At 63.1% G+C, this 13183-nt stretch carries 6 protein-coding genes; 1 reads left to right on the forward strand and 5 read right to left on the reverse strand.

Translation table 11 applies throughout. The features are described 5' to 3' along the window. Positions 1-48 precede the first annotated feature (48 nt). Complete coding sequence (locus ABD841_RS26070; protein ID WP_344977147.1) at positions 49-657, reverse strand: TerB N-terminal domain-containing protein; 609 nt, start codon at positions 655-657, stop codon at positions 49-51. A 531-nt stretch (positions 658-1188) separates the two neighbouring features. On the opposite strand from ABD841_RS26070, the gene ABD841_RS26075 reads away from it, so the two are divergent. Further along, positions 1189-4512 carry a type ISP restriction/modification enzyme gene (locus ABD841_RS26075; RefSeq protein WP_344977150.1) on the forward strand — a complete coding sequence of 1108 codons (3324 nt, stop codon included), beginning with the start codon at positions 1189-1191 and terminating at the stop codon, positions 4510-4512. Positions 4513-4755: 243 nt separating this feature from the next. Here ABD841_RS26075 and ABD841_RS26080 read toward each other — a convergent pair whose 3' ends face one another. The 4 genes from ABD841_RS26080 to ABD841_RS26095 are packed head-to-tail and all read right to left on the reverse strand — an operon-like array spanning position 4756 to position 12306. Next, positions 4756-5133: a hypothetical protein gene (locus ABD841_RS26080; protein ID WP_344977346.1), complete on the reverse strand. Its 378-nt coding sequence runs from the start codon at positions 5131-5133 to the stop codon at positions 4756-4758. Further along, the gene (locus ABD841_RS26085) at positions 5081-7807 is read right to left on the reverse strand and encodes an RNaseH domain-containing protein (protein ID WP_344977153.1); all 2727 of its coding nucleotides are present in this window, start codon (positions 7805-7807) and stop codon (positions 5081-5083) included. The genes ABD841_RS26080 and ABD841_RS26085 overlap by 53 nt, the downstream gene beginning before the upstream one ends. Positions 7808-7810: 3 nt before the next feature. Continuing rightward, positions 7811-11173 carry a pPIWI_RE_Z domain-containing protein gene (locus tag ABD841_RS26090; RefSeq protein ID WP_344977156.1) on the reverse strand — a complete coding sequence of 1121 codons (3363 nt, stop codon included), beginning with the start codon at positions 11171-11173 and terminating at the stop codon, positions 7811-7813. Next, the gene (locus tag ABD841_RS26095) at positions 11170-12306 is read right to left on the reverse strand and encodes a restriction endonuclease-related protein (RefSeq protein WP_344977159.1); all 1137 of its coding nucleotides are present in this window, start codon (positions 12304-12306) and stop codon (positions 11170-11172) included. Before ABD841_RS26095 ends, ABD841_RS26090 begins: the two co-directional genes overlap by 4 nt. Positions 12307-13183: the final 877 nt, after the last annotated feature.

Genomic DNA, 13183 nt, shown 5'->3' on the forward strand with positions numbered 1-13183 from the left:
GGGCGGGTAGTTCTTCATCACCATCAGGGATATCTCTTCCCCTGGACCTCAAGATTCAGTCTCCGAGGTGTCCACGTTCAAGGGGAAAGACCCCCAGGTCAGCGCCCAGCCGGCAGGCACGGGCACGCCTTGCGCCGCGAAGGCGCCCAGACCGGCGCGCAACCGTAACGGTGGCGGGTAGTCGCGTGTCGGCGCCGGCGCCTTCGCGGAGGGCTCAGCCGTGAACATGTCCAGCACCTGCTCGAACTGTCCCGCGTAGCGCTTGAAAGCCTTGTGGCCGCCGTAGACGGCCAGGAGACGTCGGACTTCCTGATGGATGATCGGCAGCTCGGAGGCCGCCATGGAACGGTCCCGCTGCAGGTCGTACAGCACCCGCCGTTCCAGCCCGTAGAAGTAGAGGAACACATAACCGATCGGCGCCTGCGGAAAGCGCCGTCCATCGGCGAGCCAGGCCAGATAGGCGGCCCTCGACTGCGGTGGAATGTCGCTGTACGACGGCCAATAGTCCAAACCCCGCCCGTCCCAGTCGGGCCGACGCAGGTCTATGGGCAATGCCGGGTTGATCAGGGCCGGGTCCACCATGTAGTCCGAGGGCGCGGCCAAGTGGGTACCGACATAGAGGAGCCCGCCGACGATGTTGTAGCCCGCGATGGTCACTCCCGTCCCCGGACGCAGCCATGAATCTACGGGAGCGTACAAACGAGCCTGCGGCGTTGGCGGGGCAGAAGCGTGCATCGCGTGGCGGCCAGGGCGGGCAGGGGGCGGATGTCGGGTGGATCCAGGTTGCGGAGCGGTCCTTGTCGCTGGAGCGGGTTCACGCCGGAATCGGTCCAAGAAACTCACTGATCACCCCTGCTCAGCCCGCTCGGCTCAACCTTAAGACGCCCGAGGCCATCCCCCACATCGGAAGAAACTTCAGTTTCTTCTCTTCCTCATAGCATCAGCAGGGTCGGCTGTTACCGATCCGAAGCAACGACCGCAGCACTAATAGCAATTTCGGACCGTCCAAAATCTAGGCGGCCACTGCACCCGAGGCATCGCAGCAGCGCCCGCACACCATCCCTGGTTCAACCGTGCTCACATGACCCCTGAGATCATTCGCACATTCTTTCCCATTGTCGATTACCCATCTGGGAGTCATAGTCCAAAAGAGAAAACCATTTCAGGGGGCCAGGGATAGGAGCTTCGATGGCCTACGCCCGACGCATTGAGCATCTGTCGGGCGATGTGATACGGGACGCGGTTGCGGCGTTCGGAGCGGACGTGAGCGCGAAGCTGGGAAGAGGCGGCGCTCAGGAGGACCAACTCCGCGGACCGCTGGAAGTATTGCTGAAACGCGTCGCGATCGGTCTCGGCCTCGACGCCGTTGCTTACGGCGAGGTCCACCTCAAGGGCATACGCGCCCGTCCCGACTATGCCGTCGACGTCGGCAGCGGCAGGGTCGGTTATCTAGAGGTCAAAGCCCCGAATAGGGGTGTTCCGGGAGCGCCACACTGGCGGCCGGACAAGCGTGAACGCGAGCAGTGGAAGCGCCTCTCAGCACTGCCCAACCTGGTTTACACGGATGGAACTTCCTGGGGGCGCTACTCATTCGGCGAACCGAAAAACTTCGTCGCTCTCGATGGAGATCTCACCAACCTCCGCGCTCCATTGCGCATCACCGATGAAGCATTCTCTGAACTGGTCCTCGATTTCCTATGCTGGGAGCCCGAAAGGCTAGCCTCCGTCCCAGAGCTCGTACGCCGAGTCGCGGGCCTGTGTCGGCTACTGCGCGACGAGGTCGCAGCGATCATGCGCGGCACACCCGACCATCGTGCTTACGAGGGCCTCCATCTACTCGCGCAGGATTGGCGCGACCTGCTGTTCCCCGGCTTGGACAATCTCGGCTTCGCCGACGCCTACGCCCAGACCATTGTCTTCGCGATGCTGTTGGCCAGGCTCGACGGCATCGTTTTCCAGGGAACCTCCCTCTTCGAAATCGGCCGCCAGCTCAGCAAGAAGCATCTCCTCATCGGCCGGGCCTTCCAAGTCCTACTAGACAGCGCCGCCGTGGAAGAGCTCCGTACCATCGAAACGCTGCACCGAGTCATCGGGGTGGTGGATTTCAGCCGGCCCAAAGGCATCCGTCCAGACATCTACGTGGATCTGTACGAGAAGTTCCTCGCCTCCTATGATCCCGACAGACGCAAGGAGAGCGGCAGCTATTACACTCCCGAGCCCGTTGCCCGTTCCATGGTCAGCTTTGTCGACCAGATACTGCGCACCAGGCACTCCATCCCCTGGGGCTTTGCCGATGACGACGTCATCGTCGTAGATCCAGCGATGGGGACAGGGACCTTCCTCGTGGAGGTGGTCCAGCGCGTCGCCGACACCATCGAGGAAACCCAAGGCGGCGGCGCCCGCAACGAGCGATTGCGAGAGCTGCTGTCGAAGCGTCTGGTCGGCTTCGAGATCCAGGTTGCTCCCTATGCGATCACCGAGCTCCGCGTGCATCAAGCGCTCTCCAGGTTCGGCACCGAGGTGCCGCGGCTGGAGACTCGCTTCCTCAGCGACGCCCTAGAGAATCCTGCCGTACAGCAAGGACGAATCGGCAGCGCGGCCACCTGGCAATTGGAGCGCTCCCGCCGCGAGGCGAATCGGTTCAAGCGAGAAGTCCCCGTGATGGTGGTGATCGGCAATCCACCACACGTCCAAAACACCAAGGGTCTGGCCCCTTGGATTGAAGAGCCTCGCCGGCCGGGGACGGGCAGTCGGCGGGCTCGGCCGTCACTGGATGAGTTCCGCGTGCCGGGGCTTGGCCGCTACGCATCCGACTTGCATGGTATGCCGTGGCTGTTCTGGCGATGGGCGATCTGGAAGACCTTCGAGGCACACCCCGACCATGGCGAGGGCGTCGTCGCCTTTATCGTCCCTGCCAGCCTAATCATGGGTAAAGCCTTCCGGGGCGTGCGCAAGTACCTCCGCAGCATCTGTGACGAAGGCTGGATCTTCGACCTGTCGCCGGAAGGCAACCGATCGAAGGTCAGCACCCGAATCTTTGGCGCCGCCGTGAGCCGACAACTCTGCATCGCAGTGTTCACCCGATCACATGAGCCATCACTGAACACTCCGGCGGTAGTGCGCTATCTGGCCCTAGAAGGAACCAAGCAAGCAAAGCTGGACCAGCTCGAGAAACTCGGACCAGACAACCCATGCTGGCGGACATGCAGGGACACTTGGGAAGCCCCCTTCCTGCCTACCGAGACACCTGGGTGGGAGGAGTATCCAGCGCTGAACGACCTGCTTCCATGGAGATCACGCGGTGTCACCACCGGTCGTTCATGGGTCTACGCTACCGAAGCCGCGGTTCTCCAGCAGCGCTGGCGCCGCCTTCTTGCTGCCGAAGGCGGCGATCGCCGCGTCCTATTTAAAGAGGGACGCGATCGTAAGATCGACACGGTTGTCGATCCCCTTCCGGGCTTCCCTGCAACGCACCGCTCTCTCGCCCAAGAAGTAGGTCCCTGCCCAGAACCGATCAGAGTTGCCTATCGACCTTTCGACCGCCACTGGGTGATCCCCGATAGCCGCCTGATGGAGATGCCCCGCCCGCCACTATGGGCCGTCCGTTCAGATCACCAGATCTACGTGTCGGAGCAGGACTCCCACATGATAGAAACCGGTCCAGGCCTAACCTTCAGCGCCCTCATCCCCGACCTACATCACTTCAACGGACGCGATGGTGGGATTCGCCCACTCTATAGAGACCTACACGGCGGTTCCCCGAACATAACACCAGGCCTCTTGAGGTATCTGTCCGCCGCTCTCGGGATTCCCGTGCAGCCTGAGGATTTCCTCGCTTACATAGCTGGAGTGACAGCTCACCCCGGGTACACCAAACGGTTTCGTGCCGACCTGAAGTATCCAGGCGTTCGCATCCCCGTTACTAAAAATGCCATCCTTTGGAACGCGGCCGTAGAAGTTGGCCGAATAGTCCTCTGGCTGCACACGTTTGGCGAGCGTTACTACGATCCAGCGATGGGACGTCCGCGAGGTCACCGCGCTATCGCCGAACGGTTCGGCATCCGCAATCCCCTTCCCATTGATGCCATGCCTACTTGCCTCGACGAGATCAAGTATAACCAGGATTCGCAGACGCTCCGAATCGGGACTGGCTCCATCCATCCGGTGACACCCGAAGTCTGGGACTACGATGTCGGCGGGATGCGAGTTGTCCGCCATTGGCTCAACTACCGAACAATAGACTTCGTCGGAGCATCGTCTGCCCTTGACCAGAATAGGGTTGAGCGGTGGACCACAACAATGACCGATGAGATTCTGGCTCTAATTGCTGTCCTAAGTGGATGCGTCGCCGCAAGCAGAACCCAGGACAATGTCCTGGACCGCATATGCAAGTCACAGACACTTCTACTCTCAGAACTAACTATCGCTGGAATCCATCCGCCGCCAGAGACCTCGAGGCGACCGCCGCAAAGCTCCCCCACGAACTTGGACTTGCAATCTCCACTTGACTGACGATGCGTCTTCACGCAGTCGAAAACCTCTGCCAGCTGGCCTCTCATCTCTCGCAACGTCGCCGCGGCCCGCATTGTGTTCGCGGATTCACTGACGACCTCGGACCTCGGTTTAGTCAGCTTCGACGCCACCACACTTCCGGAGGCGGTACGATCGACGGTCGAGAGAATCCTGTCCAGACCTGCTCCAGGCATGCCGCGCGGTCTACTCTCGGTGCGTCGCAATTAGGCATATGGCGGGCACTCATCCTGTCAGCGGGCCGACATTCGAGGGCCGAACCAACATGACGCCGTATCGGGCACGGGCGATCGCCACACGCAGAAGCCGTCGAGCTGCTTGGGTGCGAGACGGACTCCAGGCCGGGTTGAGCAAGGGGGCCGAATACTGTCCCTCGGTAATGATGAATCCATCGAATTCCTTACCTTTGGACTTAGGCATGCTCATCAGGCTCACCGCGACCGGCTCGGCCTGTGCCGCTTCCAGCGTCTCGCTGGCCAGCACTCTCCGAACCGCCAGCGCGGCGCCGGTGTAGGCATCCGCGATGAGGCCGTCTTTACTTATGTCGCGCCTACTGTATGTCTTCCACAGGCGACGAGATATCCGCTTCGATTTCTTCGACATCCTCGATGAGGTCGAGAGGCATGATGTATTGAGCAATCTGCTTGGCTACGGCGAGTGGCCAAGGCAGCGAGATGGAGTACTCGTAGTGCGGTGTGGCCCAGCGGAGGTCGTGGACGAGCGTGGCCCATTCTTCCGGATCATCGCCGGGTTGGATCGCCACAACGGTGAGTTCGAGAGCGCGAGCGTTCCATACCATCGACTTGGTCGACGGGTTGACGAGCTGCCCTTTCCTCCACCGGGGGACGACTTTCGATGCGCTCTTGACGGCGTTGCTGGCGCTCCGGGGCTTTTCTCCGGTGCTGAAGAAGACGCGGTTTCCATCAGGCCAGCAGCCCGGCGCGTGCCCTTCTTCTTTGCTGTTGACGGCCCAAGTGTCGGGCACCTCGTCGCGTTCGGTCGTGCGTAGCCGAACATGACGCAGCCCTGGGTAGCGGATGATGTCCTGGGGTTGTTGGCCGAACTTGATGGTGTCGATGGCCATGTCGGTGTTGTTGAGGTGTGGCCAGCCCCATCTGAGGTTCTGGGCGCTGGTGAGCAGCAGCAGAGATGGGTACTGGCGGGCGACACTGCGGAGGACTTGCTCGAAGAAGCGGGTGATCTCTTCGGGCGTGCGCTTCTGGTCGGTGAGCATATGGTGCCGGCTGATCTCGTGGTGGGCCAGGTGCAGGGGCGTCCACCGGACGTTGGGGGCGCAAGCCTGGATGTGGCGTCCGGTGGGATCAATGAGGACGGCGACCGGGACTTGGCGGGTGATGCCTTCCCAGCGACTGCGCTGGTTTTGCCGGATTAGCCAGAAGGCCAGGTAAGCCGGTTCTTCCTGAATGGTGGTTCCGTCCAGTTGGACGGGAAGGCCAGCGGTGCGGACTCCCAGTTGACGCAGGAGGTCGTACCAACTGAATCGCATCTTCTCCAGGCTGGAGTCCGAAGTGGCGGCTTCTTCACCTTCGGATTGCGTCGGTTCAGGAGCTTCGGTAACACATTGGGCCAATCGACCGGTTCGGGACAAGCCGGCCTTGATGGCAAACTTGGGGTCGGAGGTTCGTTGTTTGCCGGCGTAGGACTTTCGGCCCTTGATTTCTACCAAGGAGATTGTGGGCACTTCGGCGTTGCCGAGTTCTTCGCTGATTTTGTCGATGCGGTTGTGAACGGCGGCCTGGAAACGATCTTTGTCGGTGATGGCGGTGCCGTTGGCCAGTCCGCCACCCCAGGCGCCGACGGGGCGCACGGTGATGAGGACGGTGAGTTCGTCGGTGGTGACGGTTGCGGGTTTGCCGGTGAGGCGATCGGTGTCCTCGGGCACCTCGATGCCGAGGAGTTTGGCAAGCGTGGCGCGGGCGTAGTTCTTGGTGTGTGTGGTGTCGTAGAAGATATCGACGCCCAGGGTGTCGCCGATGGTGTCTGCGATGGACTGCCGCAGCTGCGCGGCTTCCGACGCGGCGAACTTGCTCTCCTTGAGCTTCTTGAGGTCCAGCACGGTCTTGGTCCCTTTGCGCAGGGGTTCAACGGGGACCAGTCGGTCGGCGAGGGTGTTGGCGACCCAGCCGACGATGGGGACTTTGTCCGCAAGCGACGTTCCCGGAGCGACGGGGTGGTCGAAGGGGTACATGCCGTTGCTGTAAACGAGGGCCGCGGCATTGGGTGCCGCGAGGTACTTGGCGGGCGTCTTCTTGAGCACCTCGGGATCGGGCAGCTTGCCGTCGCCGGTGAGCCCGAGTTCCCGGAGGATTTTTCCGATCTTGCCGCCAGCCCAGCGGGCCGAGTACTCGAAGCCATCGTCGGTGTCGGGCGCTTCCTTCTTCCAGGATTCGATGGATGCGACGAGGAAGCTGCGGGAATGGCTCAGCCCAGGCAGCCACGGCAGAGAGGGCAGCATGTAGACGCTATGCCCATGACTGAAGCTCAGTTTGGCTTCCTTGTGGGCCCACCTGCGTGTTCCCACCGAGAGGTGGACCAAGGGCTGCGAGCCGAACGCCCGGCTCTGAGCCGTGATGTTGATCATGTAAGACAGTGGCCGCTGGGGCATGCGGTGTGGGGGCCAGTTCATGACGCACGCGCCCTCTTCGGAGGGGGTGCGGTGGAACCGCGAGATCACCTGCTCGACTTCGGTCGACTCGTCATCGGGATCCGCATCGGGGTTCTTCGGCATCAGGTGGACGTGCTGGAGGTTCGGTGCGCTCAGCTCGGCGGCGATGACGTGGGGCAGAAGACGGTAGAGCTCGTCGGAGCGGATCCGGTCGTCTGTGTCGGAGGTCAACGTGGTGAAGTCGACGTCCAGCGGTGTCCAAACCAGGTCGGAATGGTGCAGCTTGCCTAGTATCGCGTCAGCCTTGCCAGGGTCGCTTGCGATAGCACGGATCCAGGTGGCGATGATGAGGAACAGCGACTCGGTGTCCACCTCGACGTCGCTGTATATCCACGGCGCGTTCTCTCCGATCGTTGCGCGGGTGGCGACCGTGATGACGTCGGGTACGAGGGCGGCGATGACATCGTTGAGCAGCGCGATCGGGACGGAGCGGATTTCCTCGCCGTTGCGTCGTGGTTTGGCCAGGGTGGTCAGCGGCTTCTTCCACGCCTCGGGGAAGCGCAGCAGGTACAGGCGGCGTTCCCAGGGGACGTCGGTACGCAGCCGGAACGCGGCGAGTTGGAGCTGTTCGTACTTGGGCTTGGCCGGCATGGGTCATAGTCCTTCGAGCTGGGCGAGCGCCTCGTGCAGGCAACCGTAGAGGGTTTCGACAAGATAGGTGTCGGGGTCCGTGCAACCGTTCGCGAAGTAGGGCGACAGAACGTCCCGCAAGCCGATGAGCAAGCTCAGCGAGGCGTCGTCGCTGTTGTTCTCCGAGCGGCGGGCCGCGTTGGGGGCGAAGGCCGCGTCGCAGAAGTAAACCTCGGCGGGAACTCCACCGCGTACCAGTCGGCCTATCACCTGCCAGATGGTGACCAACTGCGTCCAGGCCAGGGCTTCTCGCTCCTGTACCGGGAGGTTGCTGTAAGCGAGCTTGAGGTTGAGCAGCCACCTCCATTGGCGGTGGCCTGCCGAGCGGAATGCGGTGGCGCATCGCCCGAGAGTGGCGCGGTCGGCGGTGTCGACCACCGGGAACCTGTTGCGAATCTGGTGGGTGGCCCACCGGTTGACCCGCTGGATGACGTAGCTGAGGTCGTCGGGGCGTGGGTGAGGGCGGACGAGGAAGTAGGCGGCCCCAATCGCGGCCTGGCTGTCGTCGTTGAGGATGTTGTGCCCGCGCTCGACGGCCAGCAACGGTGCCACGAGGATCCAGGCGGATGTCTGGGCCAAGGTGTGCACGTCTCCACGTCGCAGGCCGTTGGCTCCGTCCCAGGAGTCGGTGAACTCTTCGTCGTCGGCCACCAAGTGCAGGACGTGGTCCTGCCAGCTACTGCGCAGCGAGACCAAGTGCTGGGCGACCATGCGGGCTTCGGCGTAGCTGCCGACCAGCAGCAGCAGTCGTTGCCGGTTCACCGGCAGGGAGTCCCGATGCTGCTCCAGAATGCTCTTGCCTGCACCGGGATTGGCCAGCTCGGCGATCATCTGCCGCAACGCCAGTTCGCGTTGCTCGCCGAACTTGCCCGACACCTTGATCGGGGCCGTGGTGTCGCCAGCGAAGAGTGGAAAAAACTCGAAGCGACTGGCCCGGACTGCGGCAAGCTCCTTCTTCGGCGGCGTCAGAATCGCGGTGACAGGGATATCGATGTGGTAGCGGGCCGAGGTTCCGGCCCAACTGGTGCCCGACAGCAGCAGCACGTTGGGGCCGTGGTCGGAGTCGCTGCGGAACAACTCGTGCAGGTGAAGCAGGACCCAGCGGCCGATGCCGCTGCAGCGGAAGAACCGCAGCCGCCCCATTTTGGAGCGCCCCTTGCGCTGGTCGTGGTCTTCGTCGAGGTACTGGAAGCCCAGCACGTTGCCCATCGGTGAATCCGGGACGACGGGCTGGTAGTCCGCCGGGGCACGATGGAACAGCGCGGAGCTGGTGCCTTCCAGGCCCAGCTCCATCTCCACGGCCCGGAACATATCCATCGCCTGATCCAGGGACTTGGCCAGCACCGCAACCGCGAGGGTGAACTCGAGGCGGACGGCTTGGCGCTCCAGATTGTCGATGGTCAGTGCCAAGCCCTGCTCGGTGAGTTCTTTGGCAGTGGCTTCCAGCCAGTCACTGACCCTGCGAAGACGAACGGACTCGTTGGCGTCCCGAAGGACCTGTGCGGTGAGGGTGATCATCCGCTCCGTGAGCTCGTCGTCGGTGTCCTTCGCACCGAGCGGGTCGTCGATCATTCCATCGAAAGCGCGGCGCAATCTGCGGTAGACCTGGTTATCTTCCCAACCTTCGACGGGGCGGTGGCTGTTGCTCTTGGCCGGCCCGAACCCGGCCCACGACTGGGCCAGCTGCTGTGACAGCGTCCACTCGGTGAAGTACGCCTTGTCCAGCCATCGGCGGGACAAGGCCGGTTGCGGTCGCGCGCTGTCGCGTGACAGCGCCGAGTACATGATGTCCACAGCGATGTTGGCGTTGTCGAGGTTGACCAGCCAATGCCGCACCAGCGGTTCGTGCATGGGCTCACGTCCGGCTTGGCGGATTGTTCTCTTGGTGCGGTCGATGACCTCGTCGAGCCAGGCGTCGTAGTCCTCGCCGATGAGTTGCTGTTCGGGACTGAACACCGAATCCAACTGCGCCTGAACCTGGTCGGCCTCGTCGACGATGATCAGGTCGCTGCGCCGCCACGCGAGTTCGAGGTAGCGCAGCCGTTCCTCATTGAGCTGCTTGGGCACCGAGGTGTGGATGAGGCTCGCCGTGGTCGCAACCCAGACCGTTGCCTCCACCAGCTCACGCGAGGGCTCATGCCGTTGACAGGTGTGCCACGCCGGACACGACTGGACTTTCAACTTGTCGTCCACGCCGTCACCGGCTTCGGGGATCAGACCCGAGCAGGGTGAGTGCCGCAGTTCCCAGGGCGTCGCGGCGTGGTCGCGCAACCCGTCCAGTGAGCAGGCGGTGCTGGTCAGGTCGAACATTCGGTCGCCCACGGGGGCGATACGGCCATTGCGAGGGTTGGTCAACCGGTGCAGGCGCGTCAGGTGTTGGACGCGGTTGGACTGTCCCAGCACGGGAGCCGCGCGTACGCCGAGAGCCTGTAGGTGCACCGTCTTACGCAGCACCGACGTCACGTTGTCGGCGACCACGCACACGCGCTTGTTGTTGAGGTGGCACCACAGAAGCAGCACCTCCACCAGTGTGCTCTTACCAGCCCCGACCATGCCGATCATGTGCATGATCCCGGCGATCGTCAGCTCCTTCGACTCGGAGAAGCTGTCATCGGCTTGGCGGACTTCGAGCGTCACCCGCGTCAGCCTGTCCACCCAGTTCGACCGCATCTTCTCAGGCCACTCGAGCTCGGCCTCGCGATCGTCGCCCCACTGCGCCGCGGCGACCAGTTCCGACCACTTCAGGTCAATCGGCTCGCGGTCGCGTCGGGCCAGCACATCGTGGCTGCGGCCACGAGGGCGGCTGGGAAACCAGTCCGGGATCGTCACACTGGTCGTCGGCTCGGCCTGGTTGAAAAAGCGCCCAGGGCCGGCAGTCGTGATTTTGCTCGTCAGATCCGGCGGCGCGTTGGACAGGACGTCCTCAAAGTAGTCGAAGCGGTTGTCCAGCACGGTGGGCTCCCGCTGTGAGGCCGCACCGGTGATCAGGTCCACCTCGTAGCCCCGGATGCTCTCCGGGTAGTCGACGTACTCCTCCAGCGCAGTACGCCAGTCCTCACGGTCCTTGAACCACAACACCAGGTGCCGGGCCACGCCGATCATGGATTCGTGTTCGGCGGGGATGAGTGTGCGGACGGTGTTCAGAAAGGGGTATCCACCCAGCAAGGCCCACGCATCGAGGATCGATTGGCCTGGCGCGACCCGCTGGACCAGAAACAGCACCAGCTCAATGTCGATCAGCCGGAGGAGCGCTCGCCCTTCCGGGGCATCCGATTCACGCCGCAGGGTCCTGGCGAAGTCCTTCTTCCACGTGCTGCTGTCCCTCACGCCTGCGCCTTCCGGAACTCGCGGACCACCCGCTCGATGAACGTCTTCTCCGACACCGCCTCAACGCGGGACTGCCCCTTCAACCAGGTGCAGTGGTTTCGCAGAGCCCGCAGGTACTCGGGTCGACCCGCCGTCTGCTCCTTCGCGATCACGATGAAGCCGCGTTCCGCGCCACGCGGGATCATGAAGGGGCGCTCGGTCAACCGCCAGGCCAGCCGCACCGGGTTCGTCCACGACTTGACGTCAGCCGCCCACGGCACCTCCACCGGCAGGACATCGCAGGCGTCGAAGTCGGGCCACAACCGTACGGTGACTCCGGCGCGCTCCAGCGCCTTTGCGATCCGTAGCTCCGCACGTCCAGGGCCGGACACGAACATGCGCAGTTCACGGCTCAGCCACACCACACCCTCCGAGGCGGGCAGGCGCTTCCTGATGGACGTAGGCGCTGGGCAGTCCCACTCACCGCACCGGCGTGCACCGTCAACCTGCACGGTCCACAGGTGTCCGCAACCTCCACACACCACCGCCTCGCCGTCGACCAGCGCTTCCGCGGGCGCGGAGCGGTAGGCGTTACGTAGATGGTGAGCGAGTACCGCGTAGCCGGGTTTGGCCATTGTGACCAGCAGTTCCCGCTCCGACATGGCTGGCTTCTCCACCAACAGCTGCCGAAAGCGAACGTAGGCGTCGGGATCGTCGTTCGCCTTGCACACGTCCAGTACGCCGTGGATCAGCAAGCGTTCGCGGATCTCGCCCTCGACGTCTCCACTTACCACCGCCCATTCCAGGCACGCCTTGCTGGGCTTGCCGTCCATCAGAAGCGACTCGTCGTCGTTCAGGCCCTCCACGTCGGGCCGGAAAGGCCACTCCGAGAACGGGCGGTGCGCCCACGCCGCCAAATCCATGACGCTGCGTGGTACTTCCGCCTCGGCCACGACACCCATCGCCGTCAACCGGTCGAGACCGCGTTGCAAGGCTGACGGATACGGCACCGGGAAGGCCCCCTGCCGGTCAAGTTTCTGCGACAGTTCGACAAACCCACTGGCCACAAGGCTGATCGCCACCGTGTTCCACTCGGAAGGCCACGGCCGGGCCGGCTCTGTCGTTTCCTCAGTCGACGACGTGCGTTGCGCCATGCGGGGCAGCATAGGCCTCGCCACCGACAAAAACGGGTCGCCGGACAGCCATCAACCGCGAGAGCTTCACGACAAATAGCCCATTCGGAGCAATCTCCGACTTTAAGTATCAGGAGGGTAGTCCGCGTTGCCCTTATGCCATGAGCCAACTATAAGCGACAAAGGGAGCAAGCATCCGAATAACAAGCCCGGCTGGCGAAGAAGCGACGCAGGTTGACCGGCGACAGCTCCGCCAGCCGGACTCGACCCAAGCCGGGGATCAAGTGGATCCGAACATGATCGGCGTAGCCCTGCGGGTGCGCTCACAGACGGGCTGGAGGATGGTCAGCCAGTGCCGCGATGCGGAAGCCGCCCCGCCGTACCCGCTCCCTACATCCGCTCGGGCCCAATACCTGGATCGCGAAGTACCACGAACCGTGACCTTCGTCAGCCAGATCGGGGCAGGTCCTGTACTGAGCTAAGCGACCACACCGCTTGTACACCACCGGCTCGCCTATCTTGCTCCCTCTCCACTACTACAAGACGGGGCGAATCGGGAAAGCATGACGACACTACAGCTGTAGTTGGATGCATTCGAGGTCTATAAGTCCAGCGTGGGTCAAGGCGTCGATCAAGCTGGCCGTCCGAGTGATGGTTACGTCGTGCACCGAGCCCGGCAGCACTGGCAGGCCCACGCCAGCTCGCCCGCCGGGCTGACTGGCAGCTGCAAGCTTGCCCATGTGCTCCCGACATCTCCAACATGAGGGCCTATCGCTCACCTCTCGCATGACGTGCAGGGATCGGAACTCGGCAGCTCCTGGACCCTCTGATCAGAACACAAAGTGTCCGAGACACCGTACGCTCGCGGCATCATTTGTTGTACGGGGGTTTAGCGGGT

This window comes from Streptosporangium fragile (assembly GCF_039534445.1).
GTDB lineage: Bacteria > Actinomycetota > Actinomycetes > Streptosporangiales > Streptosporangiaceae > Streptosporangium > Streptosporangium fragile.

Bases quoted from the DNA above. Each gene is read 5' to 3' on its own strand.
- ABD841_RS26075 (WP_344977150.1), top strand. From the start codon at position 1,189: ATGGCCTACGCCCGACGCATTGAGCATCTGTCGGGCGATGTGATACGG.
- ABD841_RS26080 (WP_344977346.1), bottom strand. From the start codon at position 5,133: ATGTCGAAGAAATCGAAGCGGATATCTCGTCGCCTGTGGAAGACATAC.
- ABD841_RS26085 (WP_344977153.1), bottom strand. From the start codon at position 7,807: ATGCCGGCCAAGCCCAAGTACGAACAGCTCCAACTCGCCGCGTTCCGG.
- ABD841_RS26095 (WP_344977159.1), bottom strand. From the start codon at position 12,306: ATGGCGCAACGCACGTCGTCGACTGAGGAAACGACAGAGCCGGCCCGG.